The following is a 26,177-nucleotide window of genomic DNA, read 5'->3' as shown; positions in this document are numbered from 1 at the left end:
GCCATACCTTCACAAGGATTTGAGGTATTCACTCATGTCGCTGCCCAACGTATCGGCCTATCGGCGCGTCTCTACCAACGACAGTCCAAGGCGGACTGATCGATCGGACGGGGAGGAACATGCGATCCAGCAGAGGTACGAGGGCAATGCTGGCCGGGGGGATCGTCGCCGCGCTGCTGATGGCAGCGCCCGGCACCGCGGGCGCAGGACAGGCCGGCGCACCACTGGCCGCCAGACCCGCACCGGACAACGCGAAGACGCAGACCGTGGCACTGATCACGGGTGACCGGATCTCCGTGCACGGCAACGGGCGGATCAGCCTGACACCGCGCGACGGGGTCACCTACCAGAGCTACCGGATCAAGGACCACCAGTACGTCATCCCGTCCGACGCGGTGCCGCTGCTCGCGGCGAACCGCCTGGACAAGCGGCTGTTCGACGTCACGGAGCTGCTCGCGGTCAAGGCCGCGCGCAAGGCCTCGCTGCCGCTGATCGTCTCCGGCGCGAGCGCCGCGCCGGGCCTGACCGCCGAGCGCAGGCTGCCCGCGGTGAAGGGCTTCGCCGCCGAGGTGGCCGAGGAGAACCTGGCCACGCAGTGGCAGGCGACCCGCAAGGCGACCACCGGCAAGATCTGGCTCGACGCCGTACGCAAGCCGGCGCTGGACCAGAGCGTCCCGCTGATCGGCGCGCCCGCGGCCTGGTCCGCCGGGTTCGACGGCACGGGCGTGAAGGTCGCCGTGCTGGACACCGGCGTCGACATCACCCACCCCGACCTGGCCGGCAAGATCAGTGCCCGGCAGAACTTCACCGAGGGTGAGGAGGACGACCTCGACCGGGTCGGTCACGGCACGCACGTCGCCTCGACCATCGCGGGCAGCGGGGCCGGCTCCGGCGGCAAGTACAAGGGCGTCGCTCCCGGCGCTTCGCTGCTCGACGGCAAGGTCTGCGTCGAGTACGGCTGTGCCGAGTCCTGGATCCTGGCCGGCATGCAGTGGGCTGCCGAGTCCGGGGCCGACGTGGCCAACATGAGCCTCGGCGGCACCAACACCCCCGAGATCGACCCGCTGGAGCAGGCCGTCAACGACCTGACCGCGCAGTACGGCACGCTGTTCGTGATCGCGGCGGGCAACGCCGGCGCGGACGAGACCGTCGGCTCGCCGGCGACCGCCGAGGCGGCGCTGGCCGTCGGGGCGTTCACCAAGACCGACGAGCTGGCCGTGTTCTCCAGCCGGGGCCCCAGCGCCGACGGCTGGGCGGTCAAGCCGGAGATCGCCGCGCCCGGCCAGGACATCGTGGCCGCGCGCAGCAAGGACGGCTTCCTCGGCGAGCCGGGGCAGCTGTACATGCCGCTGGACGGCACCTCCATGGCCACCCCGCACGTCGCGGGCGCGGCCGCGCTGCTGACCCAGGTGCACCCCGAGTGGACCGCTGAGCAGCGCAAGTCGGTGCTGATGGCCTCGGCCAAGCCGTCCGCGGACATCGGCGTGTTCGCGCAGGGCGCGGGCCGGGTCGACGTCGCTCGGGCGATCACCCAGCAGGTCACCACCAGCCCGGCGGCGGTCACGTTCGGCCTGCAGGAGTGGCCGCACGAGGACGACGACAAGCGCACCAGCACCGTCACCTACCACAACGGCGGCAGCGCCGCGGTGACCCTGCAGCTCGCCCTCACCGGCGCGCCTGCGGGGATCTTCTCGCTCAGCGCCGACACCGTGACGGTTCCGGCGGGCGGCGACGCCTCCGTGACCATCTCGGCCGACACCCGCCAGGGCGGCGACCTGACCGGCGGCATCGGCGGCCGGATCACCGCGACCGCCGACGGCGTCTCCGTGCAGACCCCGTTCGGCATCGTCCGGGAGGAGCTCAAGCACAAGGTCCACATCACCGCGACCGAGCGGGACGGCGACCCGGCCGCGGACGCGTTCACGGTGCTGTTCGACTTCCAGACCTTCCGTGACTACATCGTGGAGGGGAGCAGCGCCGACCTGCGCCTGCCGCCGGGCAAGTACTTCGCGTTCAGCTGGGTCTACGAGGAGGACAGCGTCACCCAGGTGATGTACCCGCTGTACACCGTCGCCGGCGACCAGTCGCTGCACATGGACGCGCGCAACGGCTCCAGCTTCGACATCACCGTGCCCGACCCGAAGGCCGACGTGCTCATGGCGTCCTTCGACGTCAACATGAACTACGGGGACGCCAGCATCGGGGTCAGCGTGATGGGCGAGAGCTACGCCGGCGTCCACGCCAAGCAGCTCGGCCCGAAGAAGGTGCCCGGTCTCAGCTCGGCGGTCACCGGCACCCTGGCCCAGCTCGACGAGGAGGGCAGCCCGGCGGCGTCGCCGTTCGTCTACAACCTCGGCTGGCACAAGGCCGACGGCATCTGGAACGGCCTGGTCAAGCACCTGAAGCCCAGTGACCTCGCCACCGTCAAGGCCGGCCACGGCCTGCTCGACAAGGACACCTACGGCGTGAAGCTCAACTTCCTCGCGCCGCCGGACGGCGGGGGCGGCTGGGCCACGGGCTGGCAGACGCCGCTGCCGTTCAACCGCACCGACTACTACGCGGGTAACGTGCCGTGGCAGGTCGAGTTCATGGTGGAGAAGGCGGCCGAGGGCGGGGAGTGGCCGGAGACCGTCTCCGACAACACCGCCAACGTGGCCTACAAGGCCGGCCGGACCTACCACGAGCAGTGGAACAAGGGTGTGTTCGGGCCGAGTGTGGCGGACTTCTGGCCGGGCATCGTGCCGGCCGAGCGCGACGGCGACGTCATGTATGTCGGTCCCGCCCTGCTCGGCGACGGTCAGGGCCGGCCCGGCTTCGGAACGATCACCGCGGGCCGGGGCGCGCTCTACCGCAACGGCGAGCTGATCGCCGAGGCGACGGACGGCCCGTACGTCTACGCCGAGGAGGTGGACGCGGCCAAGGCCTCGTTCCGCTTCGACGGCAGCCTGGAGCGTGACTCCCGGCTCACCACGAAGATGTCGGTGAGCTGGACGTTCCGCTCGGGCCACGCGGACAAGCGGGCATCGCTGCCGCTGACCGCGGTCGCCTTCGCGCCGAAGCTGGACGCGAACAACGTCGGCAAGGCCGGCGGCCTGGGTGTCTACCCGGCGACCTTCACCCAGACCGAGGGCTCCGGCCGCGTGGTCAAGCTGTCGGTGAAGGCGTCGTACGACGACGGCAAGACCTGGGTCAAGGTGCCGGTGCTGTGCCTCGGCGGCGAATGGGTGGTCATGGTGGCGCACCCGAAGGCGGGCGGCTTCGTGTCGCTGCAGGCAACGGGTGCGGACTCGAAGGGCAACACCTTCGACCAGACCGTGATCCGGGCGTACGAGATCCGCTGATCATGTGACAAAGGGGGGCCCGGCGTCGCCGGGCCCCCCTTCATGTCTGCTCAGCGCATCCGCGAGACCAGGCCGGTGTCGTAGTCGCCCGAGACGAACTCGGCGTTGTCCATCAGCTCGGCGAAGAACGGCAGGTTGTTCTTCGGGCCGATCAGCTCGAACGCGTCGACCGCCGCCTTGGCCCGCGCGATGGCCTCGGCACGGTCGGCCCCGTACACGATGACCTTGGCCATCAGCGAGTCGTAACTCGGGGTGACGACGTTGCCCTCCGCGTAGCCGGAGTCCACCCGCACGCCCTCGCCGTGCGGCTCGACCCAGGTCTTGATCGCACCGGGTCCGGGCATGAAGCGCTTCGGGTCCTCGGCGTTGATCCGCAGCTCGATGGCGTGGCCCTGGGACGCCAGCGTGGACGGCTCGAACTGCACCGGCAGGCCCGCGGCGACGCGCAGCTGCGCCTCGACCAGGTCGATGCCGAAGACCAGCTCGGTCACCGGGTGCTCGACCTGCAGCCGGGTGTTCATCTCCAGGAAGAAGAAGTCGCCGGTGCCCGGGTCGAACAGGCACTCGACGGTGCCGGCGTTGCGGTAGCCGACGGCCTCGCCCGCGCGGACCGCGGCGGCCAGCAGCTTCTCGCGCTGCGCGGGGGTGAGCGCCGGGGACGGCGACTCCTCGACCAGCTTCTGGTTGCGCCGCTGCACCGAGCACTCACGCTCGCCCAGGGCGAGCACGGTGCCGTCGGCCAGGCCGAGGATCTGCACCTCGACGTGGCGCACCCGGGGGAAGTAGCGCTCCAGCAGCACGGAGCCGTCGCCGAACATGCGCTCGGCGAAGCCGCGCACCTGTTCGTACTGCGCGGTCAGCTGGGCGGCGTCGTTCGCGACGGCCATGCCCATGCCGCCGCCGCCGGCCGCGGCCTTGACCATGACCGGGTAGCCGATCTCCTCGGCGGCGGCCAGCGCGGCCTCGACCGTCGCGGCCGGGTCGGCGGTGCCGGGAGCGACGGGCACGCCCGCGGCGGCCATCAGGTTACGAGCGTTGATCTTGTCGCCCATCGCGGTGATCGCCTCGGCGCCGGGCCCGACCCAGATCAGACCACTGGCGGCGACGGTACGGGCGAAGTCGGCGTTCTCGGAGAGGAAGCCGTAGCCGGGGTGGATCGCCTGCGCGCCGGTCTGCTTCGCGGCGGCGAGGATCGCCTCGGCGTTGCGGTACGACTCGGCCGGGTTGGCCGGTCCGACGCACACCGCCTCGGCGGCCTCGCGCACGAACGGCAGCTCGGCGTCGGCCTCGGAGTACACCGCGATGGTCCGGATCCCCAGGCCCCTGGCGGTGCGGATGATGCGCCGGGCGATCTCCCCCCGGTTCGCGACCAGCAACGACTCGATCATGCCCGCGTCCCTCCTACACTCAGCCAACCACACCCGAGCCTAAACGCACGTTAAGTTCGGCGCACCCACCGGGGCCACCGAACCGCACGGACCAGCAGTTTCGGGGAAACTGCGGCTTCCGGGCACGCCGAAGGCGCAGTTTCCCGGAAACTGCGAAACAGGACGGGGCGGGTCAGCCCAGCAGGGCGGCCAGGGCGGCGGCGCGTAGGAGGGTGGCACGGCGCTGGCGCTCGACCTCGCCGCCGAGGAACGGGGTGGAGTTCATCAGGCCGAAGGCGGCGTGGGCGAGGACGCGGGCCTCGCCGCCGGTGACGTCGCTGCGCACCGAGGTGAGCACCTGGACCCACTCCTCGACGTACTGGCGCTGCAGGCGGCGGATCTCCCGGCGGGGCTCCTCGGGCAGGCGGTCCAACTCGTGCAGGTGCAGGGCGATCACGGCGGGATTGGCCAGCGCGAACTCGACGTGGAAGTCGACCAGGGCCTCGACCGCGGCGCGCGGGTCGTCGGGGTGCGCGGAGACCTGTCCCCGGCCACCCGCCAGCAGGCCCTCGCTCACCGGCATCAGCGCGGCGACGAGCATCGCCTCCTTGCCGGCGAAGTGGTGGTAGAGGGCGGGCCCGGTGACGCCGGCCGCGGTGCCGATGTCGTCCATGGACACGCCGTGATAGCCGCGCGCGGCGAACAGGCCGACGGCGATCTCGAGGATCTCCTCACGTCGCGACCTGCGCGCCGGCTTCGCTGGGGGGGTGTCTACCTGCTGCTCCACTGCCGTCACCCGAGACATGCTACTCGCCGGTCAAGCCGCAGCTTAACGTCCGTTTAGTCCAGTTCGAACCCATATTCGCCCGCCAGTTCGCGAGCCTCCTCACCCCGGCCGCACTGCATCAGCGCGTGCGCGAGGGCGTACGCCGCCCGCGGCAGCGTCGCCGAGTCGCGAGGCAGGCCGTTGAGCACCTCCCGCAGCAGCCGCTCGGCCTCCTCCGCCCGGCCCAGCGTCAGCAGCACCTCGCCCATGGTCAGGTCGGCGAGGAACGCCTCCCCGAACGCCTCCAGCCCGCGGAACCGCTCGGCCGCGCCGCGCACCCGGGTCAGCGCCGCCTCCGGGTCACCCGCGCCGGCCACGGCCCGCGCCCCGTCCAAGGCGAGCCAGGCCAGCTCGTACTGCGCCTCCGGCTCCTTGGCCAGCCCCGGTGGCAGCTCCGCCGCCGCGGCGTCGGCCAGCTCCACCGCCTGGCGGGCCCGGTCCGAGTCGTCGGCGTACATCGCCGCCACGGCCTGCCGGCGCCGGGCGCGCATCTCGTCCAGCGGCAGCCGCGCCAACCGGTACGCGGCGGCGGCCGAACCGAGCCGGGTCGCCGCGAGCGCGTCGCGATCGAGGTCGAACAGCAGCTCACCGGCCTGTTCCAGGACCCGCGCCCGCCCCGCGGCGTTGTCGAACCCGTCCAGGTTCGCCGCGAGCTGATCGAGGTAGGACAGCGCCTGGTCGGTCTCCCCCAGCCGCTGGTGGATCGCGGCCAGCAGGTGGCGCACCTGATCGGCGAGGTTCTGGTTGCCGGCCCGGTCCGCGCCGTGCACCGCCTCCTCGGCGACCTCGGCGGCCTCCTCGACCCGGCCGGTGTTGAACAGCGCCACGGACAGGTGGAAGCGGGCGTGCTCGGCGTCGTCGCCGTGCTCCTCCTCCCGCGGCTCACCCGTGAGCCTGACCACCATGGCGGCCAGGTCGTCGACCGCCTCCCGGGCCCGCGGCGTGCCCGCCAGCAGGACGGCCCGCCGCTCGCGGACCTCGCGCTCCAGCGGCTCGGGCAGCGCCCTCGCCAGGGCCCGGTCGAAGGCCGCCGCCGCGCCCGCGTTGTCGTCGAGCATGCTCAGGCCCTGGCCGAGGAAGAACTCGCCCAGCCCGGTCATCTCGTCCTGGTCCTCGGCGACGGCCTGCACGATCAGGTGCCGGGCCGCGTCCACGGACTCCTGCACCCGGCCGTCCGCGCCCAGCGCCTGCGCCCGCAGCAGCATGACCTGCAGCCGCACCCGCGCGCCCGGGTCGGGCTCGCCGACTGCGGCGATCCGGTCCAGCTCGCGCAGCGCCTCCCCCGGCTGCTGGGCGTGCAGTAGGGCGACCGCGAGCCGGCGCAGCGCCCCAGCCTGGTCCTTCGGCCCGCCGTGCGCCAGCAGGTAGTCCGAGGAGGCCCGGACCTGTGCCAGCCCTTCCTCCGGCTGGCCGTGCCGGCTGCGGTGCAGCCCCAGCCGCCCCCGGATCCGCTGGCAGCGCACCTCGTCGCCGGCCGCGGTGTAGCGCTCCAGCGCCTCGGTCCAGGCGTGCTCGGTCTGCTCGGCCGTCTCGCCGTGCAGCCGCATGCCGCGCAGGTCGGCGAGCCGCCCCTGCTGCAGCGCGGTCAGCCCGGCCGCGCCGGTGAACGGCTCGATGCGCTGCCACAGCGCCTCGGACCGGGGCTCGTCGTCACACCGCAGCGCCTCCTCGATCAGGTCGAGCAGCAGGTCGAGGCCGGCGTCCCCGGGCACGTCCGGCAGGTCCGCCACGATCACCGGCGGGGCCGCGACCGCGGGCGTGGGCCGCGCCACCGCGCCCACCCGCGCGGTCAGGCTCAACGGCAGCCGCTCCACCAGCGGCTCGGCCGCCAGCAGCGCAGCCACCCGGGCACTCTGGGCGAGCGTGCCGTTGCGGGCGTCGAAGCGCTTCGCCAGCACGCCGGCCCGCGCCGCGAGGTGCTCGGCCAGTTCCGCGACGCTCTGCTCCGTGCCGTGCACCGGCTGCGCCCCCTGCCCGGCGGCGGCCAGCTGCCGCAGCACCAGCGCGGCCGCGGCGGCGAACTCCAGCTCCACCATCGGGGAGGGCGCCTCGGCCAGCCACGGCAGGTGCCGCTCGACCAGTTCCAGGCCGCGTACGGCGTTGCCGCTCACCGCGAGGAAGTACACGTGCTCGGCGATCGTGCCGAGCTTGCCGCGGTCCCCCCGGATCGCGCGGTATGCCTGATGGTGCGCCTTGCGCGCCTCGTCGAGCCGGCCGGTGCGCAGATAGGGCAGCAGCAGCGCGGTGAGGATCTCCTGCGGCTGCTCGGCGCAGGTCAGCCGCCCCGCCAGCACCGGCTCGGTGAGCTCGATGGCCTCCGCGTCACGGCCGCGCTCGGTCAGGTGCCGCACCTGGTCGGTCGGGTCGCACCCGACGCAGTCCGAGTTGCCGTCGCGCGGGGCCGCCAGCCACTGCTCGTAGTGCAGGTCGGCGGCGGCACGGTCACCGAGATGGAACGCCAGCAGCCAGCGGTGCTTGTGCACGGCCTGCTGGCTGTGCCCGCCCTCCTCGAAGCGGCGCCGCATGTCGTCGAGCACCGCGTGGGTCCGGGCGAGCGGCACGTCCGGGAACCGGGTAGCCGAGTTGATCGCGTACTTGTAGTGCCAGAGCAGCAGGTACTCCTGGTCCCCGTACCGCTCCGGATACGAGTCGAAGCGGGCCAGGCACCAGGAGAACGTCACGAACCCCTCGGCCGGCCGGCCGGCGCGCTGGTACGCCTCCGTGGCCGCCATCCGGGCGTGGAACCGCAACTGCTCGTCACCGAGCGCGTCCGCCTGGGCGATCGCCTCCTCGGCCAGCGCCACCTGACCCGCACCTCGGGGGGCGTCCCAGCACTGCTCGATGAGCGCGCGGATCCGGTCGGGGTTGGGGTTGGTCATGGAGCGGGGTTCTCCTCGTCGGTGCTCACACCCGGCTCCCTGGGTCCGGCTCAGGTAGAGACGCGCTGGGCGGGGACAAAGGGTGGCGGCGAACCGCGACCACTTGCGGACACGACGGCACGGCCCGCACGGCGGCAAGCCGCAGGCCCGGCAGGTCGATCGCGTCCCGTGAACCGCCCTGGAACGAGTGCTCCACGTCGGACACCGTACCCGGACGCGGCGACGCGCGCGCGACACAGCCGAACCGGGCGACTCCCCAGGGGGAGCCGCCCGCCGACCTTCAGCAGGCCCCGGTCACTCGTAGCAGTCCTGATTGCGCAGCTGCAGGCTGATCTGGATCACCGAGGTGTGGTCCATCTCGATCCGGTACCTGGCCGCGGGGTTGCCGGGCACGTCCACGTAACCACGACCGAGCGGGCGATCCGGTTCCACGACCGATTCCCAGCTCGGGTAGATCGCGATCAGCTCGTCGTAGGTCATGCCGAGGCGCAGCCCCTCCGGTGTCTCGACGCCCGGCATGGCGTAGATCGCCGCGAGGCCGAGCCGCTGGGAGAAGAACAGCATCCCGTCCACGTCGTACTCGTCCTCAGGTGCCGGGGTTCCCATGAGGACCGCACTGCTGTTGCACGTCTTGCCGTCGTCGATCTTCCCGTTCGCGTCCACCAGGCCCGTTGCGAGGGCCTCGGCCGGGTTCTGCCCGAGCCGGAGATCGCCGTAGCCCAGCGGCCCGAGCACGAGCTTCGCGGGAGTGTGCGCGGTCGACGGGGCCACTGACGGCGAAGGCGTCGCGGAGGGGGACGACGCACCGCTCGGCGACACCGCGACCTGCGTCGACGCCATGGGGTCGGGCGGGCCCTGGCTGCCCCGGTCCAGGGAGGCGTACGCCAGCGCCGGTGCGGCCAGCAGCAGCACCCCGAGCACGCTCAGCGCCGCTGTCGTACGAGCCCGGCGGCGCTTGACGGTGTGTCGTACCGCGCCCGCGCCGGTGGCGCGTACCGAGGGTGCCGCGGCGGCGGCGAAGCCCGCGAAGGCGTCCGTGATCAGGTCGTCGTCGAAGTCGGTCATCTCAGTTCTCCTTCTTGAGCTGGGCGGCCAGGGCGGCGCGGCCGCGGCTGAGCCAGGATTTGACGGTGCCCTCGGCGACACCTTCCTGCGCCGCGATCTCCGCGACCGGCAGCTGCGCCATGTAGTGCAGGACGACCGCCCGCCGTTGCTGGGCCGGGATCTTCGCGAGGGCCCGGGTGAGCGCGACCCGGTCCGGGTCGGGTCCCGCGGTGTGCTCCTCACGCTGGCGGCGCAGGAAGTTCAGCGCCGTCCGCTTGCGGCGGAAGTTGCTCGTCGCCAGATTCCAGGCGACCCGGCGCGCCCAGGCGACCGGCTCGTCGTACCTGCTGATCCGGCTCCAGCGGGCGTACGCCCGGCAGAGCGCCTCCTGTACCAGGTCCTGCGCCTCGCCGAGATCACCTAGGTAGGCGTACAGCTGCAGGCTGAGCGGCGTGAAAGTCGCGGCGTAGAACTCGTCGAAGTCGCGGGACACGGCGGATGCCGCCGAGTCCGCGACCCAGACCTCCCCGTGTTGCGTGGCCATGGCGGTCACACGGTCCTTCCTCCCCGATGTCACCGGTCGGATCCGGTGGACGGCACCAACACGCGCGATCTCCGATGCCGGTTGCACCCCGATCCGTGCCCGACATCGTGCCGTCCCGCGGAGGCTTGCATCGAGGGGGTGAACGCGGAAGGCTGCGGCCATGTCCGCACACGACCGCGCCGCCGCGGCCTGCCGCCACAGCCTGCACGCCCTGGCCAAGATCGGTGATCAGCTCACCGATGGGCAGTGGGCCGCCCCGACCGACTGTCCCGGGTGGTCCGTGGCCGACGTGTACGCCCACGTGGTGAGCCTGGAGCAGTGGATGGCCGACGGCGGTATGCCCCCGGACAGCCCGCCGCAACAGCTGATCGACGCCGGGGTCGAGCAGTGGCGCGGCGCGACCCGCGGCGAGGTGCTCGCGGCCCTGCACGAGCTGCTGCCGGTGCGCGAGCGTCAGCTCACCGACGAGCTGCGGGCGGCGGACGCGCCCGGCTGGTGGGTGTGGGCGAACACGGCCGTGCCGTTCGCGGTGCAGCTGTCGGCACGTGCGTTCGACCTGTGGGTGCACGAGCAGGACGTGCGCCGAGCCCTGCGCCGGCCCGGCAACCTCGGCTCGCCCGGCGCGCAGAACGCCCGGGACCTGGTCCTGCAGGCGCTACCGCGGATCGTGGTCAAGAAGGCCGGTGCGCCGCCCGGCGCCGCGGTACGCTTCACCACCCTGGGCGAGCTGCCGCAGGACTTCACCGTGTACGTCGACGAGCACGGTCGCGCCTCGGTGGTGCCCAGCGACAGCCATCGGTCCACCGCCCACGCCACGCTGAGCTGGGAGGCGTACACCCTGCTCGCCACGGGACGCAGCACTCGGGACCGGCAGCAGGTCTGGCTCACCGGCGATGTCGCCCTGGCCGAGAGCGTCCTCGACCACCTGAACATCGCCCCGTGACCAGGCCCTGACCCGCTGCGGGATCAGGCGGTCGGGTCGATCGGGCCGAGTTCGGGACGCTTGGCGGTGACGGTGTCGCCGGAGGAGCGGCCGGTGAGGCGGCGCTTGATCCACGGGGCGAGGTAGCGGCCGGCCCAGGCCAGGTCGTCGGCGCGGGCGGCCGGCCAGGACTTCACGGCCGGCCGGGCCGGCACGTCCCACCAGGTCGGGTCGGTCGGCACGCCGAGCGCCGCGAGCACGTGGGCGGCGGTGCGACGGTGCCCGGCCGCCGACAGGTGCAGCCGGTCGATGCTCCACAGCGCCGGGTTGGCGTACTCGTGGTCGTTCCACAGGTCGACCAGGCGCGCGCCGTTGCGGTCGGCGACCTCGCCGACGGCCTGGTTGAGGTACCGGATGCGCGGCGCGACCAGGTTGTTGCCGGGCAGCCGCGACATCACGTCGGCGAACCGGAACAGCAGCACGTCCGCGCCGGTGTCACGGAGCCGGGCGACCGTCGCGTCGAAACGCGCCATCAGGGTCGGCGGGTCGCACTTGCGGCGCAGCACGTCGTTCGCGCCGGCCGCGAAGCTGATCAGGTCGGGCTTCATCGCCAGTGCCGGTTCGAGCTGCTCGCCGACGATGCCGTCGAACAGCCGACCGCGGATGGCAAGGTTGGCATAACCGAACCCGGGGGTCACCTGGCCGAGCCGCCCGGCGACCAGATCGGCCCAGCCCCGGAACACCCCGTCGGCGTACGGGTCGTCCATGCCCTCGGTGAAGCTGTCCCCCAGCGCCACATACCTGCTCCAACTCACCGCGACATCTTGCCACCGCCGGGCCTACCGACGGGTAGTGCCCTTGCGCACACCCACGTGCGGCGTGGGGAACAGAACCCCTCGCCACCGTGTTTCATGGGGACGTGCAGATCGAGATCTACTCCGACGTCGTATGCCCCTGGTGCTGGATCGGCGAGCAGCGCCTGCTGAAGGCGCTCGACGGCTTCGCCGAGCCGGTGACTCTGACCTGGCGTGCCTTCCAGCTCGACCCGTCGGCCGAGTCCGGGCCGCTGGTGGAGTGGCTGGGCCGGCGCTACGGCGGCGAGTCGAGCGTCCGGCGGATGTTCACCCAGGTCACCGAGGTTGGCAAGGGCGAAGGTCTGACCATGAACTTCGACCGCGCGATCAACGCGAACACCTTCGACGCCCACCGGCTGATCTGGTGGGCCGGGCAGCACGGCGAGCAGCGGCCGATGGTCGAGGCACTGCACCGGGCCCACTTCACCGACGGCCTCGACATCGGCGACCGCGCCGTGCTGGCGGCGGTCGCGGCCGGACTCGGCCACGACGAGCAGGAGATGCGCACCCTGCTCGACTCGACCGATGGCGTCGCCGAGGTGCAGGGTGAGCTGGCCATGGCCCGCGAACTCGACATCACCGGCGTGCCGATGTTCGTCTTCGCGGGCAAGTACGGCATCAGCGGCGCACAGGACCCGTCCACGCTGCGCGAGGTGCTGGACGAGGTGCACCGCCGCGAGAGCAAGGCACCGCTCACGGTCCTGCCGACGCCGCGCGGCGCGGTGTGCGACGACGACTCCTGCACGATCTGACCTGCGGCACGACACGAAAGGGCCCCCGATCCTGGGGGCCCTTTCGTGTCGTTTTGTCGATGTTTCACGTGAAACAAGATCGTCAATTGCCGATGCGGAAGAGCGCCTTGTCGTCCTCTTTCGCCCGCGCCTTCGCCTGCCGCCGGCGCAGGGCACGGACCACCACGAAGACCCAGCCGATCGCCGCCGCGATCCCCGCGAGCGTGAAACCCGTGATCAGCAGATACGTGGAGCCGCCCGCGGTGGCGAAGACGCCCTTGCGGGCGCCGGTGTCGAGCGCGTCGACGGTCTTGCCGACCCGCATCGAGTCCGGCTCGTCGTACAGGATGACGTCCTCGCGGGTGCTGCCGTCAGCGGTCTCCCACTCGCCGTAGAAGGAGCAACTGTACTTGCCGCAGTCCTCGCGCATCGCGGTGAACAGGCCGGGAGTGCCGCTGCCGGAGTGCGCCTGCCAGGCCGGCACCAGATCTTGGGTGCCGTACAGCAGGCCGATCGCCGCGATGACCGGCAGGCCGATCCACACGAAGAACTTCGCCCGCCAGTTCTCGATCCGTCCCAGGATGCCCATGGCCGCGGAGCCTACGGTGGCCGAACCCGCCCGAGACACCGGCCGAACATGCAGAAAGGCGGTGCCGGACCGCAGTCCCGCACCGCCCTGCCGGCTCTGCCGCCTCAGCCGATGACCCCTTGGAACAGCGTCCGGTTCCGGAACTGGGCCTTGTCGACCGTGAACTCGGCGACGACCCGAAGGTCGGCGTCCAGGCGGTACACCTTGTCGGGGTCGCCGTTCACCTGCACGACCAGCGAACCGTCCGGCTGGAACCACACCGCCGAGACCTTGCCGACTCCGAACGCGACCGGCTGACCGCTGGTCAGGTCGATGACATCGGCGACGTACAGCCGCCGGCTCGGGTCACCGGCCTCCGTGCTCACCGCCGCATACCGGCCGTCGTGGGAGACCCCGAGCACCACCGCGCTGAGGCCGTGCTCGGTCTCGTACGGCACGGACCGCGGCGCGGTGCCGTCCGCCTTGGTGACGGTCAGCCGGCCGTCACCGAGCACACCCCGGAACGGCCCGGTTGCCAGGGACTGCGCTTCCTTCCACGCCTCGCGTTCCATCGGGCTGAACTTCCCGCTGCCCGCGTCGACCACACCCACCGTGCCCGCGTTGTCGAGCTTGCCGACGTACAGCCGGGTGGAGTCGGGCGACCACACCACGTTCCCGGTGCCGAGGCACAGCACTCCGCTCCCCCGCTTCTGCGGCGTGCCTCCCCGGGTGTCGGCGATCATCAGGTCACCGCCGCTGCTCACGCCATCGGCACCGACCACCCAGGCGACCCGGCGGCCGTCGGGCGACACGGTGACCGACTGCCACGGGCAGGCGTCGTCGGTCGGGTGGGTGATCGTCCGCAGCTGCTCGGTCCGGGTGACCGGCTTGCAGGCCCCCGGTTCCGGGGTGCCGCAGGGGTAGCTCTCCCGCAGCACGCTCAGCTGCAGTTTCGTGTTGGAGGTCTGGCCCATGAAGTAGTAGTCGCCGGTCACCGTCGCGCGCACCGGCGAGGGCGAGACCGGAGCCACGGTCGCCGTGGTCGACGCGCCGGGTTCGACGACTCCCCCGCCGCCACCGGTCATCGCCACCGCCGTGACACCGGCGCCGGCGAGCAGGACCAGCGACAGCGCCGAGGTCAGCGCCGTGCGCCGCACGCCGATCCGGCGCGAGGTCCGCAGCGCGCGGTCGCGCAGGTCCACCGGGTTCACGTCGTCGGCGAGGTCCGCCAGGCCGGACCGCAGGTTGTCCATCGGGGCGTTCATCGGGCAGCTCCGTTCGCGACGTGCAGGTCGGACAGTTCGGGGGCGATCACACGCAGCCGCGCGAGCGCCTTGGCGGTCTGGGACTTCACGGTGCCGACGGACACGCCGAGCACCTCGGCGGCCTCGGCCTCCGTCCGGTCCTCGAAGAAGCGGAGCACCAGTACCGCCCGCTGCTTGTCGGACAGCTTCAGCAGTGCGGCACGCAGGCTGAGCTTGAGCGCCGACGCACCGGAGTGATCCCCGCCGCGACCGCGTTCGGGCAGCTCCCCGGGCAGCACCTCGGCGACCTTGCCGCGGCGCCACCAGGCGACCTGCAGGTGATACATGACCTTGCGGGTGTACGCCTCGGCGTTGCCGCTGCCGTGCAGCCGCCGCCAGGACCGGTGGGTGCGGGCGAGCGCGGACTGCACCAGGTCTTCGGCCAGATGCTGGTCCCCGGTGAGCAGGTAGGCGGCGCGCAGCAGCGCCGGCGAGCGGTGTCGGACGAAGCTGTCGAACTCCGCTGATGGCGAGTCGACCACGTTTGCCCCCGTTGACTGAGGAGTGGCGGCAGGCGAGGTGTTCCTGCCGTAGTGACGACCTGCAAGATGCGTGCTCCGCGCGGAAGGTTGCCGCCGCCGCCTGAATATTCTTCGCCGGCCCGTTGCCTCGGTCACCAGCCCTGGCCCGCAGATCGTTTGCTCGGCTAAGGTTCTGCGCGTGAGCGAGGTAGCCGAGAAGCAGGCCGAACCAGGCACGGCCGTTCCCGCGCAGCGTCGCCGGTTCTTCATGGACACCCGGCCGCTGCGGCACCGGCCGTACCGCCGGCTCTGGACCTCGACCATCGTCACCGCCCTCGGCAGCCAGCTGACCGCGGTCGCGGTGCCCAAGCAGATCTACGACATGACCGGCTCCTCGGTCTGGGTCGGCATCGCCAGCATCTCGGGGCTCGCCCCGCTGATCGTCTTCGCGCTGTGGGGCGGCGCGATCGCGGACACCGTCGACCGCCGCCGGATGCTGCTGTTCACCAACTCGGGCATCGCCCTGCTGTGCGTGGTCTTCTGGCTGCAGGCGGCGCTGGACGTACGGTCCATCCCGCTGCTGCTGGTGCTGGTCGCGGTGCAACAGGCGCTGTTCGGCATGAACATGCCGGCCCGCACCGCCTCGGTCGCCCGGCTGGTGCCCGCCGCGGAACTGCCCGCGGCCGGGGCGCTGAACTCGACCGTGATGCAGGGCGGCCAGATCGTCGGCCCGATGCTGGCCGGCGCGCTGATCCCGCTGCTCGGCCTGCCCCTGCTGTACCTGTTCGACGCCATCGCGCTGTGCGCCGCGCTGTACGCCGTCTGGCGGCTGCCGTCGCTGCCCCCGCTGTCGGGTGTCGCCCGCCGGGCCGGGCTGACCGACATCCTGGACGGCTTCCGCTACCTGGCGACCCACCGGCTGCTCATGGTCTCCATGGCCGCGGACGTCATCGCCATGGTCTTCGGCATGCCCCGCGCGCTGTTCCCGCAGCTGGCCGACACCGCGTTCCCCGGCGTGGACGAGAACTTCGCGCTGGGTCTGCTCTACGCCGCGATCCCGATCGGCGCCCTGCTCGGCGGCCTGCTCTCCGGCACGTTCTCGCACGTACGCCGGCACGGGCTGATGCTGGTCATCGCGGTCTGCGCCTGGGGCGCGGCGATCGCGGGCTTCGGGATGAGCAGCTCACTGTGGCTGGCCGTGGTGTTCCTGGGCATCGCCGGCGTCGCCGACATGGTCTCCATGGTGTTCCGCGGGGCGATCCTGCAGGCCGCGGCGACCGACGAGATGCGCGGCCGGATGCAGGGCGTGCACACCGTCGTGGTGGCGGGCGGGCCGCGCCTGGCCGACCTGCTGCACGGCGTCGCGGTGCCGGTGGCCGGGGCGAGTGCGGCGGTGGCCGGCGGCGGCGTGCTCGTGATCGTCGCGATGACGGCGCTCGCCCTGGCTGTGCCCGCGTTCCTGCGTTATCGCGGTCCGGCCCGCTGACGAGGAAGTCTGAACACCCATTAAGGTGGTCCGACCGGAGCAGGCCTGGTCCGGGCGTGGCGGCTCGCCGCGCCGGGAGCGGCGGGTTCCGCCCACCCCCTCGGAACGGAACAGCACATGCGTTTGACCCGGCGCAACAAGATCCTCCTGTCGGTGCTGGCATGCCTGCTGGTCCTGCCGGTGGTCACCGTCTTCGGCCTCAACCGGTACGTCAACGACACCTCGGTGCCGCTGACCGACAGCCTTTTCCCGGAAAGCGCCCCCAAGCGGCTGCTGGCGATCTTCGCGCACCCCGACGACGAGATCACCGTGGCGGGCTCGCTGCGCCGGATGAGCGAGGAGGCCGACGCCGAGATCACCATCGCGTACCTCACCCGCGGCGAGGCCGCGAACGTGCCCAAGACGTCCCTGTCCGACCTCGCGCAGCGGCGTACGGTCGAGGCGGACAACGCCGGCAAGGTGCTCGGGGCCGACAACGTCGAGCTTTTCGACTTCCGCGACAGCGGCCTGCCCGCGGCGGACGCCGCCGAGGCGCAGAAGACCATCTCGAACCTGATCGACGAGTACCGGCCCAGCGTCGTCATCAGCTTCGACGACCGGGTCGGCTTCTACGGCCACCCGGATCACGCCCAGGTCGGGGTGTGGGTCAAGACGGTGCTGAACACCCGGCGGCATGCCCCCGACTTCCCGGTCAAGCACTTCTACCAGGCCACCCTGCCCGAGTCGATGATCTCGGTGGCCAAGGACCTGTCCCCCACCTTCCGCGACATGTACCCGACCGACCCCGCGCAGGGCCTGCCCGCGCCGACGGTCGCGATGACCATCGACAGCGTGGCGAGCGAGAAGCGCGCCGCCCTCGACGCCCACGTCAGCCAGGTCACCGTCCTGCAGGCCGTCCAGCCCGGCTACGACAAGCTCCCGTCCTGGATCTACTTCCGCATCCTCAGCCGCGAATACTTCACCCAGGTCTTCTGACCCCTTCCCCACCCCGACGCCCGGCTCGGCCCGGCCCTCCTGCCGCGACTCTTGAGAAGTCGCGGCCTCATGGAGGTCTTGAGGCCGCGACTTTCTGAGAGTTGCGCGAGGTGGGCGGGGTCAGAGGTCGGTGGGGTCGGTGTTGGCGCCACAGGCTATGACGACGACGCGTTCGTCGGGGGCGGGGCGGTAGGCGCCGCCGCTCAGGGCGGCGAGCGCGGCGGCGGCCCCGTGTTCGAGCACGATGCGCCGGTCGGCCCACAGCGCCCGGCGGGCGGCCACGATGTCGTCGTCACCGACCAGCACGCTGTGCACACCCTCGCGGACCGCGACCGCGTACGCGATGTCGCCGACCCGGCGGGCGCCCAGCGAGTCGGCCGCGACCCCGGACACCGCCACGTCCACCGGTTGCCCCGCCGCGAGCGCGGCGTGCAGGCTCGGCGCGCGTTCGGGTTCGACGGCGACCACCCTGGCCCGGCCCGCCACAGCGGTGGCGATCCCCGCCATCAGGCCGCCGCCGCCCACCGCGACGAGCACGGTGTCGAACCCGCCCGGGATGTCGGCCAGCAGCTCCAGCCCGATCGTCCCGGCCCCGGCGGCCATCTCCACCTGGTCGTACGCGTGGCAGTACACCGCGCCCGCGTCCGCGGCATGCTTCACGGCCGCCTCGTACGCCATCGCGTACTCAGTGCCGTGCTGCTCCACCCGTGCACCGAGGCCGCGCAGCTTGTCGACTTTGAACGCGGGAGCGGTCGCCGGCACGAAGACCGTCGCGGGCACCCCGCACGCACGGGCCGCGTACGCCATCGCCAGCCCCGCGTTGCCGCCCGACGCGGCGACGACGCCCGCCACCGGGTCGAGCTCGCCGGCCTGCTGTGCCGCGAGCACCCGGTTGAGCGCACCACGCGCCTTGAAACTGCCGGTGTGCTGCATGTACTCGCACTTGAGCCAGGTCGTGCCGAACAGCCCGCCCGGCTCGATCGAGGCCAGCGGCGTACGCCGGAAGCGCCCGGCGATGCGGGCGGCCGCGTCGGCCACGTCGACTTTCGTGATCATTCGGGCACCATAACCGAGCGGAAGGAACCCACAGCGGATGGCGTCGCGAGAGGCCTCGCCGGGAGTCGAACCCGAGATCATCCGTTTTGCAGACGGAGCGCCCCACCCGGGACGTCACGAAGCCGAGAAACGTGCGGATGGGGAGATTCGAACTCCCTGAGCACAAGGCACCCGGGTTACAGCCGGGCCCGACTCTCCATCGTCGGCGCATCCGCGTGGTGTTGCCTTCGAGCAGCGCGGACGGGATTCGAACCCGCAACACTCCCGCTTGAAAGGCGGGTGACTCTTCCGTTCGTCCACCGCGCCGTGGACTTGCTGGTCGGGATGGCCGGACTCGAACCGACGACCTCTGCACCCCCAGTGCAGCGCGCTACCGAGCTGCGCCACATCCCGTTCGTCACTGCGTGCCCTGAGCAGGATTCGAACCTGCAACCCCCGGCTTCGTAGACCGGTGCGCTGTCCAGTTGCGCCATCAGGGCGGGTGGAACCGTGGACCCAGCCGGAGTCGAACCGGCCGCCTCCGCTTTGCAAGAGCGGCGCTCTACCAGATGAGCTATAGGCCCGTGTGCAACGCTCGCGAGCAAGGATTCGAACCTCGATTCCCTGATCCAGAATCAGGTGTCCTGCCGTTGGACGACTCGCGAAGGAGGCTGCGGGACCCCCATCCCGCAGCCGGGAGCCGCGGGACCCCGTGGTCCCCGCGGCTCGGGTCAGCGCCTGGCCAGCACCGTCCACGAGGGTGCCGACGGGTTGAACCGCAGCGGCATCCGCGCCTCGGCGGGCGTGCGGTCACCCTTGCGCTGATTGCAGCCACCACAGGCGGCCACCGTGTTGAGCCAGGTGTTGCGTCCGCCCCGGGAGCTGGGCATGACATGGTCGATGGTGTACGCCGGACCACCGCAGTAGGCGCACCGGTGCTGGTCACGGGCGAGCACGCCGCGCCGCGACCAGGTCGGCCCACCGTGGTAACGCCACCGGGTCACCACGTAGCTGACCAGGCGCACCACCTTGGGAATCGGCCACACGCCGATGGCTTGGTCGGGCTCAGCCTCGTGCACCACCGCGACCTGCCGCCACAGCATGCGCAGGGCGTGACGCAGGCTGACCCGGTGGAGCGGGCCGAGATCGGCGTTGAGGACGAGTACTGCGTTCATCGGGTCACCTCCTGGAATGCTGTGATGGATACGGAGCGGTAGCCGGGAGTCGAACCCGGATCTCTGCCATGGCGAGGCAGCGCACTGCCGTTGTGCGACAACCGCGAGCTTCTTTCATTGCGTAGTCGATGCGGGACTCGAACCCGCTTTCCCACGTCGAGAGCGCGGAGGCCTACCCATAGCCGAATCGACCGCTGCGCCGCGAAATGCGACGCGCTTTCTCTTACGCCATCCACTGTGGAGTTCTCAAGGTGCGACACCACCGGCCGGGGCCGGGGCTTCATGCGGTCTTAGCTGCTCACAGGTGTCGGACAACGAAAACGCCGCCCGCTTCCGAATCCGGAGGCGGGCGGCGTCAGCCGCTTGTCATGGCGCGTCAGCAGCGCCATCCGCCTCGTCCGGGAACGAGTTCCCAGCCATAACCCTCACCGCGTCGGGCGGCGGCGGGCATGGCGCACTGAACGCACGGCGTCAGCCGCTGCACTGCGTTCGAGAAGCTGCTCATGTCTGTCTCCGGTCCGTTTTCTCGCGGTGTCGTTCTTGGTGTGGGCATACCGTATTGGCCGCCGCGTCGGCGAGGCAACCTCATTTTCCGCGTTTTATGTGTGCGCAGTTCACGGCCTATTCCGGCGCATGGCGACACAGGTTCCTGGCCGTTCGCCCGCCTGTGCGCGACGGATTCCGGCGGTAGAAAGAGTCCGGTCCCCCATACCCGGAGGTGGCGCATGGCACGGTGGCGTCCGACGCGGCGGCAGGTGCTCACCCACGGTGCCACCGCGGCCGGGGCACTGGCCCTGGGCAGCGCCGCCACCCTCGCCGTGAGCGACTGGGCCGCGCAGGGCGTGATCCCGCCGGGGCCGCTGCCGGGCGCCCTGCTCGACGACGCCAGCCGGATCAACCCGACCGCAGTGCGCGGCGTCCTGTTCGCGGCTCCGGCCCCGGACGAAACGGCACGGGTGGTCGGCCCGCTGCTGCGCCGCATCGCCGCAGGGGACGATCCGGCCCTGGCCGTCGCGGGGGTACGCCACTCGATGGGCGGGCAGAGCATGCTGGCCGGCGGCTGGGTGCTCGACACCCGGCCGATGAACCGGATCTCCCTGGACAGCGCGGCCCGGGTCGTCCGGGTCGGCGCGGGCACCACCTGGCGCGACCTGATCCCGGTGCTCAACGCCGCCGGGTTCTCGCCCAAGGTCATGCAGTCGAACCACGACTTCTCCGTCGGCGGCTCGCTCAGTGTCAACTGCCACGGCTGGCACACCGGGCACCCGCCCATCGCGAGCACGGTACGCGGGCTGCGCCTGCTCACCGCCTCCGGTGAGGTCGTCAACTGCGGGCCGGGCGAGAACGCCGAACTGTTCGGGCTGGTGCTGGGCGGCTACGGGATGTTCGGGGTGATCCTCGAAGCCGACCTGGAGGTGTGGCCCAACGCGCGTTACGTCCCGCACTTCGACAGCATGCCCGCGCTGGACTACGTCGAGGAGTTCAGCCGGCTCGTGCTCGCCCCGGACTCGACCGCCGAGATGGCGTACGGGCGGCTGTCCGTCGATCCGCGCAATTTCCTGGAAGAGGCGCTCATCGTCCGGTTCACGCCCGAGCCGGACACCGTCGGCACCGTGCTGCCGCTGGCCGAACCGGATGCCGCATCGCTGCAGCGGGCCGTGTTCCGCAACTCCGCCGGCAGCAACCTGGGCAAGATGCTGCGCTGGACCCTGGAACGCGAGGCCGCGCCGTGGCTGGCCGGGCCGCTCAGCCGCAACAGCATCCAGAACCAGCCCGCGGCCGTGTTCGCCGACCACTCCGAGCAGACGTCCGACATCCTCCACGAGTACTTCGTGCCGCATACGACGCTGGCCAAGTTCATCACCGCCGCCAGGGAGATCATCCAGCGCTCGGGACAGGAACTGCTGAACGTGACCGTCCGCGACGTGCGGCGGGACACCCGCAGCGTGCTCGCGTACGCCCGCGAGGACGTGTTCGGGCTGGTCATGAACTTCCGGCAGGAACGCACCGCGGAGGCCGACAACCGGATGCGGGCGCTGACCCGGGAGCTGGTCGACGCGGCGCTGGAGGTGAACGGGACCTTCTACCTGCCGTACCGGCTGCACGCCACGCGTGAGCAAGTGCGCCGCGCCTACCCGGGCTGGGATGCCGCGATGGCCGCCAAATCCCGGATCGATCCCCTTCCCGTCTTCCGCAACGCCCTCTTCGACACGTACGCCTGACCCAAACAACGGGCCCGGCTCCGACTCGCCGTGAGGTGCGGTACCGGGAAATGGCTGCTGCCGCCGCCTCGCACGGTGGCCGCGTCACGCGGCGTCGAACCACTCCTTGCCGGCGGCCCAGTGCTTGACCCAACCGGCGAATCCGGGCTCACCCGTGGTGAAACCGAACTCCGCACCGAAAGGCATCGCACCCTCGCCGCTGATGGACCAGATGTGCCCTCGATGCGGCCCGCTGACGACCAGGTGCCAGTACTCGCCGCAGCCTTCCGTGCCGAGTACGACCGAACCGTGGTTGAACACCGGCTCCAGCAGCGGGCCGAGTTCCTCGTCGGGCCGCTCGTCGTCCTCCCACAGCCACGCCGACGTGAGCGGGAAGGGGCGGCTCAGGTCCCGCGCCGGCCGGTCGTCGCCCCAGTCGGAGGGCAGTTCAGCCAGGCCGACCAGCCCGAAGTCGGGAGGTCCCGCGTAGGAGCCGTCGGAGATCTCGGCGACGAACGTCCGGTACGGCTCCGGCAGCAGCACGCCATGCTCCTGTTCGAAGGCTTGGACGGCCGCCCAGCCGAGCGCGGACTCCCGCCGTCGTCGACGTCGAGGGCGGCACGAATGGCCGCGAGGTCGTCAGGGTGCGCGTGCTCGGTGTTCATGGGCCATTTCATACCAGCCGCCGACGACAGCGAATGTCTGCGGCACACGGTGCTGCCGCCGGTATGGCAGCATCGCGGCCATGCCGATGCCCAGCCTGATTCCGATCGGTTACCAGGGCGGCGAACACTTGAGCGCCGTCGGTCACCACGCAGGTGGTCTGTTCCTCGCGTTTGTCGCGCGCGCCCATCAAGATGATCAAGATCCGAGGGACCCGACGAACCCCGGCTACTGGCTGGCCATCCTGCATACCTTCGACGCTGCTGGTGTCCACCTGGCCACCAGCGTGCGCCCCGTGCCACGGGGCCGACTCGGCGCCGACGCAGCAGCAGCCTATGAAGCCGCCGATGCCGAACTGGCTGCGCTGATCGACACGCTCCCCGACCGCCGGAAGGACGTCATCTCCGTCCAGCCCTTCTCCACAACCGTCGCCGGGTTCACGGTGGGACTCGTCGCCGATCGCGAAGCTCGCTACGCGGAACTCGTACCTGCCGGTATCCGCTTCGGCGAGCCGTGGGACGGCGACTACTCCACCTGATCGAGCAAGCCGAGCGTGCTCGCGCCACCGCCGTCAGCGGCAGATCCAGTGACTGTCCACGCCTTCGATGACTCTGACCTCGCCGTTCTGGCTTCGGATGAACAGGCTCGACCAGACGATCCAATAGGTCTCGCCTGACCTGATCGCAACGGCATGCGGGAGTACGACACGCCAGTCCCCGGCCTCGACGGTGTCGACGAGCAGCAGCCTCTCAGCGACCTGCGGCTGCGAGAAGATCTGGCCGTGCTCGTCGCGGCCGTCGCCGAAGTCCGTCACAGGGCCCCTCCGTCGGTCAGCGGCGTTCCGAACCCCGATTGCAGCACATCCGCGATCACTTGCACATGGCCCAGCGCGGCGATCCGGTCCTCATCCTCGAACCAGCTCGACTTCCACCAGCCTCCGGGTGCCGTGACGATCCGAAGGGCCCGCGCCGCCGAGAAGATCAGTTCGGGAGAAGGCTCTGGCAGCATCGCCGGTCTCCAGTCGTCTTCGGCGTCGTCTTCGGTGAGGTACTCCTCCACGGCGGTGCCGCCCGGCAGCGCCAGCGCGATCAGCGTGGCACCCACCATCGCGTCCACCGGCCAGGACGCCATGTCCGCCGGATTGTCGATCACATCCTCGAAGATCTTTTGGAGGCGTCCGGCCTTCTCGCCGTCGCTCAGCTCGGCAAGCTCGGCGAAAAGATCCCAAGCGTGATCGTTCTCGAACGGATGAGGTCCCCAGGTTCCCATCAGCGGTCACGCATGACGGGTCGCCCGGAGCCGCCCCTGGTCGCGGGTTCGACACGCGGCAGTACAGACCCGATCACGAGAACAACGCCCATGCCCGGCAGACCGGAAAGGTGAATCGGAAACTCGCGCACAGTCGGCACGGTACGGGCCGTCCGTTCCGGCCGCTGCCCTTCCTGCGCCTGGCACCCGAGTGGATCGCCGAGCCGAGCGGCAGTCGAGCATCGCACTCATATGCGGTGTCCAGGGCCGACGCTTAACCTGGGCATGTGACGAGGATCAGTACCGAGCGGCTGCCTGGCGCGACGCGGACCTGGCTCCCTGGGCGGCCATCAATGCCGACGAGCAGGTCCGGGAGCATCTCGGTCCGGTCTGGGACGAGGCCGAGTCCGCCGCGTCCATCGCGCGCTACCAGGACGGGCTGCGCCGTAACGGGTTCGGATACTGGGCCCTCGAACTGACCGCCACGCGGGAGCTGATCGGCCTGGTCGGCATCGACCCGGTGGCGCCGAGCATGCCTTTCCCCGGCGTCGAGATCGGCTGGCGGCTGGCCCGCTCCGCATGGGGCCACGGGTACGCCTCCGAGGCCGCGAGGGCGGTGCTCGACCATGCCTTCACCGACCTCGGGCTGCCGGAAGTCCTTGCGATCACGGTGGCGCCGAATCTCCGGTCTCAGGCGGTGATGCGGCGCATCGGCATGAGCCACGCCGCTGAACTCGACTTCGACCACCAGCCGGACCCAGAGGGCCCGGTCTTCAACCACGTCGTGTACCGCATCGCCCACCCCTGATCCGAACTCGAACCAGTGCCGTCGAAGCTGCGACCGCACCGCCGGCTTTACCACAGCTTCCGTACAGCCTGGTTTTCGCTGGTGGCACCTAGGAGAATCGCGTCCCGGGCGGCCCGCACCCGGCTCATGCGCCAGATCAACATGTCCGCCTGAGCCGGCCCGAGCCGTTGCGACTCACGGTCGGCGTCGCGGCTCGTGACGCATTACCCTGTGGCTCACGTCGATCAATGCGGTGCCGCCCGCACAGGATCAGGAGTCCGCCGTGTCGCTGACCTTTCGCAACTCCGCCCGCGCGATCATCCTCGACGAAGATGATCGCGTCCTGCTATGCCGATTTGTTTCCCCCCACCCAGCGGTCCCGAACGGAGCGCAGGCGGTCTGGGCTGCTCCAGGCGGCGGCATAGAACCGGACGAGGACGGCCTGTCCGCGCTGCGCCGCGAGCTGCGAGAGGAGACCGGCCTGGTCGCCACCGTCGATCCGCCGCACGTCTGGCATCAGGTAATCGTTGCCACAGATTATGTGCCCGGCTTCGACGGCATGGTCAACGACTACTTCCTCGTCCGCACCGCCCATTTTGAGCCACACGGCGAGTTCACCGACGACGAACTTGCCGCTGATGAGCTCCTCGCGGGCTTTCGATGGTGGCGACTCTCCGAGATCACCAATTACGCCGGACCTGACTTGTTCTCGCCCCGTGACCTCGCCACACCGCTGACCGACCTGCTCACGTCCGGCGTACCCTCCTCCCCGGTCGCACTGGGCTTGTGACCCCGCATCGCCTCCACCAGCGCCATGCGTACGGGTTCGTGGATGAGCGGAGGCAACTCCTCCGGCCGGAACCAACGGATCTCGTCATGCTCATCGGGAGCGGCGTTTGTCGGAGTCCCCTCCCACTCGTCGACAATCCAGGCACTGAAGCGCACGGATCCCTCTCCGCGGCCTATCTCCAGCCGACACAGGTGGACCGCCGAGCCTGTTGTTATCTGCACGCCAAGTTCCTCGTGCATCTCCCTGGCGAGCGCGGCCGTCTCTGTCTCACCTGCGTCGATGTGTCCGCCGGGCAGATCCCACACGTCCGGGTAGACAGGGCGGTTCGGGCTTCGGCGGACGAGCAGGACTTGGCCTTCGCGAACCAATGCAGCGATGACGATCTGATGCATGGGCGGGAGTGTGGCATCACCAACCGACAGAGAACGTCCGCGTATGCTCCGGACCCACAAAACAAAACTGGCCACTCGCCGATGGACGGCGGTGACCAGCTTGGGCAGTGAGTGGAGCCTAGGAGAATCGAACTCCTAACCCCCGCCTTGCAAAGGCGGTGCTCTGCCAATTGAGCTAAGGCCCCGAGGGACGGGCTCGGCCCGTCTGACTCAGCGGAGGTCGGGTGCGGTGGTGGCCTCGTGCCACAGTTCCCGCTCGTCGCTGGCCGCCTTGAGCTTCTTGGCGACCAGTGCGACCGCCACGCCGACTCCGGCGACGATCAGCAACTTCTTCCACATGATGAGCACCTTAACGCTCGGGAGTGGGGCTAGCTGGAATCGAACCAGCGACCTCAGAGTTATCAGCTCTGCGCTCTAACCGACTGAGCTATAGCCCCGTGCGACAACGAACCTTACCGCACCTGTCTCGGCTCTTCCAAACCGGTATCCCCTCCCCGCGTGGCGTGTCCCGTGCGGGCTCCGGCCGAGCCAGAAGATCGCTGTCTGCGGTCAGAACCTTGCGTGAGACCGCAGGTTCTGACCGC

24 protein-coding genes, 11 tRNA genes and 1 pseudogene are annotated in these 26,177 nt (G+C 70.8%); 9 read left to right on the top strand and 27 right to left on the bottom strand.

Annotation, left to right across the window (positions count from 1 at the left end; all coding sequences use genetic code 11):
• The first annotated feature begins 146 nt into the window (after positions 1-146).
• The gene (locus ACFQO7_RS33395; protein WP_376810123.1) at positions 147-3,341 is read left to right on the top strand and encodes a S8 family serine peptidase; all 3,195 of its coding nucleotides are present in this window, start codon (positions 147-149) and stop codon (positions 3,339-3,341) included.
• Between the two features lie 50 nt (positions 3,342-3,391).
• On the opposite strand, the gene ACFQO7_RS33390 is transcribed toward ACFQO7_RS33395, so the two are convergent.
• The 5 genes from ACFQO7_RS33390 to ACFQO7_RS33370 all read right to left on the bottom strand — a co-directional run bounded on the left by ACFQO7_RS33390 (position 3,392) and on the right by ACFQO7_RS33370 (position 10,001).
• The gene (locus ACFQO7_RS33390) at positions 3,392-4,729 is read right to left on the bottom strand and encodes an acetyl-CoA carboxylase biotin carboxylase subunit (protein WP_376810122.1); all 1,338 of its coding nucleotides are present in this window, start codon (positions 4,727-4,729) and stop codon (positions 3,392-3,394) included.
• Positions 4,730-4,901: 172 nt separating this feature from the next.
• Positions 4,902-5,504: a TetR/AcrR family transcriptional regulator gene (locus tag ACFQO7_RS33385; RefSeq protein ID WP_376810121.1), complete on the bottom strand. Its 603-nt coding sequence runs from the start codon at positions 5,502-5,504 to the stop codon at positions 4,902-4,904.
• A 44-nt stretch (positions 5,505-5,548) separates the two neighbouring features.
• On the bottom strand, positions 5,549-8,413 hold the full coding sequence (locus ACFQO7_RS33380) for a hypothetical protein (RefSeq protein WP_376810120.1): 2,865 nt from the start codon (positions 8,411-8,413) through the stop codon (positions 5,549-5,551).
• Between the two features lie 294 nt (positions 8,414-8,707).
• Positions 8,708-9,478, bottom strand: coding sequence for a hypothetical protein (locus ACFQO7_RS33375; protein WP_376810119.1), 771 nt, complete (start codon positions 9,476-9,478; stop codon positions 8,708-8,710).
• Position 9,479: 1 nt separating this feature from the next.
• Complete coding sequence (locus tag ACFQO7_RS33370) at positions 9,480-10,001, bottom strand: SigE family RNA polymerase sigma factor (RefSeq protein WP_376810118.1); 522 nt, start codon at positions 9,999-10,001, stop codon at positions 9,480-9,482.
• Positions 10,002-10,161: 160 nt separating this feature from the next.
• Here ACFQO7_RS33370 and ACFQO7_RS33365 point away from each other — a divergent pair, with 160 nt between their 5' ends.
• On the top strand, positions 10,162-10,944 hold the full coding sequence (locus tag ACFQO7_RS33365; protein WP_376810117.1) for a maleylpyruvate isomerase family mycothiol-dependent enzyme: 783 nt from the start codon (positions 10,162-10,164) through the stop codon (positions 10,942-10,944).
• 23 nt (positions 10,945-10,967) lie between these two features.
• Here the strand turns inward: ACFQO7_RS33365 and ACFQO7_RS33360 are convergent, their stop codons facing one another.
• The gene (locus tag ACFQO7_RS33360) at positions 10,968-11,738 is read right to left on the bottom strand and encodes an SGNH/GDSL hydrolase family protein (RefSeq protein WP_376810116.1); all 771 of its coding nucleotides are present in this window, start codon (positions 11,736-11,738) and stop codon (positions 10,968-10,970) included.
• Between the two features lie 104 nt (positions 11,739-11,842).
• Between ACFQO7_RS33360 and ACFQO7_RS33355 the strand changes: the two genes are divergently transcribed.
• A complete protein-coding gene (locus ACFQO7_RS33355) occupies positions 11,843-12,529 on the top strand; it encodes a DsbA family oxidoreductase (RefSeq protein ID WP_376810115.1) in 687 nt (228 codons plus the stop codon).
• 82 nt (positions 12,530-12,611) lie between these two features.
• On the opposite strand, the gene ACFQO7_RS33350 is transcribed toward ACFQO7_RS33355, so the two are convergent.
• The 3 genes from ACFQO7_RS33350 to ACFQO7_RS33340 form a co-directional block, all read right to left on the bottom strand.
• Positions 12,612-13,097, bottom strand: coding sequence for a hypothetical protein (locus ACFQO7_RS33350; protein WP_376810114.1), 486 nt, complete (start codon positions 13,095-13,097; stop codon positions 12,612-12,614).
• 104 nt (positions 13,098-13,201) lie between these two features.
• A complete protein-coding gene (locus tag ACFQO7_RS33345) occupies positions 13,202-14,341 on the bottom strand; it encodes a TolB family protein (protein ID WP_376810113.1) in 1,140 nt (379 codons plus the stop codon).
• On the bottom strand, positions 14,338-14,862 hold the full coding sequence (locus ACFQO7_RS33340; protein WP_376810112.1) for a SigE family RNA polymerase sigma factor: 525 nt from the start codon (positions 14,860-14,862) through the stop codon (positions 14,338-14,340). The genes ACFQO7_RS33345 and ACFQO7_RS33340 overlap by 4 nt, the downstream gene beginning before the upstream one ends.
• Before the next feature lie 178 nt (positions 14,863-15,040).
• On the opposite strand from ACFQO7_RS33340, the gene ACFQO7_RS33335 reads away from it, so the two are divergent.
• Together ACFQO7_RS33335 and ACFQO7_RS33330 are read left to right on the top strand one after the other, a co-directional pair.
• Complete coding sequence (locus tag ACFQO7_RS33335) at positions 15,041-16,327, top strand: MFS transporter (RefSeq protein ID WP_376810111.1); 1,287 nt, start codon at positions 15,041-15,043, stop codon at positions 16,325-16,327.
• A gap of 117 nt (positions 16,328-16,444) precedes the next feature.
• Positions 16,445-17,302, top strand: a complete 858-nt coding sequence (locus tag ACFQO7_RS33330) for a PIG-L deacetylase family protein (RefSeq protein ID WP_376810110.1) — start codon at positions 16,445-16,447, stop codon at positions 17,300-17,302.
• A 120-nt stretch (positions 17,303-17,422) separates the two neighbouring features.
• Here ACFQO7_RS33330 and ACFQO7_RS33325 read toward each other — a convergent pair whose 3' ends face one another.
• The 11 genes from ACFQO7_RS33325 to ACFQO7_RS33275 all read right to left on the bottom strand — a co-directional run bounded on the left by ACFQO7_RS33325 (position 17,423) and on the right by ACFQO7_RS33275 (position 19,705).
• Positions 17,423-18,358 (bottom strand): threonine/serine dehydratase, encoded by a 936-nt coding sequence (locus tag ACFQO7_RS33325; protein ID WP_376810109.1) that lies wholly within the window; start codon positions 18,356-18,358, stop codon positions 17,423-17,425.
• A gap of 50 nt (positions 18,359-18,408) precedes the next feature.
• Positions 18,409-18,482, bottom strand: a tRNA-Cys gene (locus ACFQO7_RS33320).
• A gap of 8 nt (positions 18,483-18,490) precedes the next feature.
• Positions 18,491-18,573, bottom strand: a tRNA-Tyr gene (locus ACFQO7_RS33315).
• Positions 18,574-18,590: 17 nt separating this feature from the next.
• A tRNA-Glu gene (locus ACFQO7_RS33310) sits at positions 18,591-18,664 on the bottom strand.
• Positions 18,665-18,674: 10 nt separating this feature from the next.
• Positions 18,675-18,751 (bottom strand) — tRNA-Pro (locus ACFQO7_RS33305).
• A 12-nt stretch (positions 18,752-18,763) separates the two neighbouring features.
• Positions 18,764-18,837, bottom strand: a tRNA-Arg gene (locus tag ACFQO7_RS33300).
• An 11-nt stretch (positions 18,838-18,848) separates the two neighbouring features.
• A tRNA-Ala gene (locus ACFQO7_RS33295) sits at positions 18,849-18,921 on the bottom strand.
• A 10-nt stretch (positions 18,922-18,931) separates the two neighbouring features.
• Positions 18,932-19,002, bottom strand: a tRNA-Gln gene (locus ACFQO7_RS33290).
• Positions 19,003-19,068: 66 nt separating this feature from the next.
• The gene (locus ACFQO7_RS33285; protein ID WP_360523480.1) at positions 19,069-19,512 is read right to left on the bottom strand and encodes an HNH endonuclease; all 444 of its coding nucleotides are present in this window, start codon (positions 19,510-19,512) and stop codon (positions 19,069-19,071) included.
• Positions 19,513-19,546: 34 nt separating this feature from the next.
• A tRNA-Gly gene (locus ACFQO7_RS33280) sits at positions 19,547-19,617 on the bottom strand.
• Between the two features lie 17 nt (positions 19,618-19,634).
• Positions 19,635-19,705: transfer RNA gene (locus tag ACFQO7_RS33275), tRNA-Glu, on the bottom strand.
• Positions 19,706-20,237: 532 nt separating this feature from the next.
• On the opposite strand from ACFQO7_RS33275, the gene ACFQO7_RS33270 reads away from it, so the two are divergent.
• Complete coding sequence (locus ACFQO7_RS33270; RefSeq protein ID WP_376810108.1) at positions 20,238-21,734, top strand: FAD-binding oxidoreductase; 1,497 nt, start codon at positions 20,238-20,240, stop codon at positions 21,732-21,734.
• Positions 21,735-21,818: 84 nt separating this feature from the next.
• Here ACFQO7_RS33270 and ACFQO7_RS33265 read toward each other — a convergent pair.
• Positions 21,819-22,274: pseudogene (locus ACFQO7_RS33265) on the bottom strand (SMI1/KNR4 family protein); the annotation flags it as partial.
• Positions 22,275-22,458: 184 nt separating this feature from the next.
• Between ACFQO7_RS33265 and ACFQO7_RS33260 the strand changes: the two are divergent.
• On the top strand, positions 22,459-22,914 hold the full coding sequence (locus ACFQO7_RS33260; RefSeq protein ID WP_376810107.1) for a hypothetical protein: 456 nt from the start codon (positions 22,459-22,461) through the stop codon (positions 22,912-22,914).
• A 33-nt stretch (positions 22,915-22,947) separates the two neighbouring features.
• On the opposite strand, the gene ACFQO7_RS33255 is transcribed toward ACFQO7_RS33260, so the two are convergent.
• Positions 22,948-23,190, bottom strand: a complete 243-nt coding sequence (locus tag ACFQO7_RS33255) for a hypothetical protein (protein ID WP_376810106.1) — start codon at positions 23,188-23,190, stop codon at positions 22,948-22,950.
• Positions 23,187-23,645, bottom strand: coding sequence for a DUF4259 domain-containing protein (locus tag ACFQO7_RS33250; RefSeq protein WP_376810105.1), 459 nt, complete (start codon positions 23,643-23,645; stop codon positions 23,187-23,189). Before ACFQO7_RS33250 ends, ACFQO7_RS33255 begins: the two co-directional genes overlap by 4 nt.
• A gap of 190 nt (positions 23,646-23,835) precedes the next feature.
• Between ACFQO7_RS33250 and ACFQO7_RS33245 the strand changes: the two genes are divergently transcribed.
• Together ACFQO7_RS33245 and ACFQO7_RS33240 are read left to right on the top strand one after the other, a co-directional pair.
• Entirely contained in the window at positions 23,836-24,432 is a 597-nt protein-coding gene (locus ACFQO7_RS33245) for a GNAT family N-acetyltransferase (RefSeq protein ID WP_376810104.1), read from the top strand.
• A gap of 262 nt (positions 24,433-24,694) precedes the next feature.
• A complete protein-coding gene (locus ACFQO7_RS33240) occupies positions 24,695-25,201 on the top strand; it encodes an NUDIX hydrolase (protein ID WP_376810103.1) in 507 nt (168 codons plus the stop codon).
• Here the strand turns inward: ACFQO7_RS33240 and ACFQO7_RS33235 are convergent.
• From ACFQO7_RS33235 to ACFQO7_RS33220, 4 genes are all read right to left on the bottom strand, one after another.
• Positions 25,099-25,593, bottom strand: coding sequence for an NUDIX domain-containing protein (locus ACFQO7_RS33235; protein ID WP_376810102.1), 495 nt, complete (start codon positions 25,591-25,593; stop codon positions 25,099-25,101). The genes ACFQO7_RS33240 and ACFQO7_RS33235 overlap by 103 nt on opposite strands.
• 112 nt (positions 25,594-25,705) lie before the next feature.
• Positions 25,706-25,778: transfer RNA gene (locus ACFQO7_RS33230), tRNA-Ala, on the bottom strand.
• Positions 25,779-25,803: 25 nt separating this feature from the next.
• Positions 25,804-25,932 carry a DLW-39 family protein gene (locus ACFQO7_RS33225; protein WP_239167697.1) on the bottom strand — a complete coding sequence of 43 codons (129 nt, stop codon included), beginning with the start codon at positions 25,930-25,932 and terminating at the stop codon, positions 25,804-25,806.
• Positions 25,933-25,956: 24 nt separating this feature from the next.
• A tRNA-Ile gene (locus tag ACFQO7_RS33220) sits at positions 25,957-26,030 on the bottom strand.
• Positions 26,031-26,177 lie beyond the last annotated feature (147 nt).

This window comes from Catellatospora aurea, from assembly GCF_042663325.1.
Classification (GTDB): Bacteria; Actinomycetota; Actinomycetes; order Mycobacteriales; family Micromonosporaceae; genus Catellatospora; species Catellatospora aurea.
This window is presented reverse-complemented; position numbering and strand designations above follow the sequence as displayed.

Coding starts and splice junctions, on each gene's coding strand:
- ACFQO7_RS33380 (WP_376810120.1), bottom strand. CDS start 8,413: ATGACCAACCCCAACCCCGACCGGATCCGCGCGCTCATCGAGCAGTGC.
- ACFQO7_RS33370 (WP_376810118.1), bottom strand. CDS start 10,001: ATGGCCACGCAACACGGGGAGGTCTGGGTCGCGGACTCGGCGGCATCC.
- ACFQO7_RS33270 (WP_376810108.1), top strand. CDS start 20,238: ATGGCACGGTGGCGTCCGACGCGGCGGCAGGTGCTCACCCACGGTGCC.
- ACFQO7_RS33345 (WP_376810113.1), bottom strand. CDS start 14,341: ATGAACGCCCCGATGGACAACCTGCGGTCCGGCCTGGCGGACCTCGCC.
- ACFQO7_RS33350 (WP_376810114.1), bottom strand. CDS start 13,097: ATGGGCATCCTGGGACGGATCGAGAACTGGCGGGCGAAGTTCTTCGTG.
- ACFQO7_RS33365 (WP_376810117.1), top strand. CDS start 10,162: ATGTCCGCACACGACCGCGCCGCCGCGGCCTGCCGCCACAGCCTGCAC.
- ACFQO7_RS33395 (WP_376810123.1), top strand. CDS start 147: ATGCTGGCCGGGGGGATCGTCGCCGCGCTGCTGATGGCAGCGCCCGGC.
- ACFQO7_RS33225 (WP_239167697.1), bottom strand. CDS start 25,932: ATGTGGAAGAAGTTGCTGATCGTCGCCGGAGTCGGCGTGGCGGTCGCA.
- ACFQO7_RS33330 (WP_376810110.1), top strand. CDS start 16,445: ATGCGTTTGACCCGGCGCAACAAGATCCTCCTGTCGGTGCTGGCATGC.
- ACFQO7_RS33325 (WP_376810109.1), bottom strand. CDS start 18,358: ATGATCACGAAAGTCGACGTGGCCGACGCGGCCGCCCGCATCGCCGGG.
- ACFQO7_RS33375 (WP_376810119.1), bottom strand. CDS start 9,478: ATGACCGACTTCGACGACGACCTGATCACGGACGCCTTCGCGGGCTTC.
- ACFQO7_RS33235 (WP_376810102.1), bottom strand. CDS start 25,593: ATGCATCAGATCGTCATCGCTGCATTGGTTCGCGAAGGCCAAGTCCTG.
- ACFQO7_RS33390 (WP_376810122.1), bottom strand. CDS start 4,729: ATGATCGAGTCGTTGCTGGTCGCGAACCGGGGGGAGATCGCCCGGCGC.
- ACFQO7_RS33285 (WP_360523480.1), bottom strand. CDS start 19,512: ATGAACGCAGTACTCGTCCTCAACGCCGATCTCGGCCCGCTCCACCGG.
- ACFQO7_RS33260 (WP_376810107.1), top strand. CDS start 22,459: ATGCCGATGCCCAGCCTGATTCCGATCGGTTACCAGGGCGGCGAACAC.
- ACFQO7_RS33250 (WP_376810105.1), bottom strand. CDS start 23,645: ATGGGAACCTGGGGACCTCATCCGTTCGAGAACGATCACGCTTGGGAT.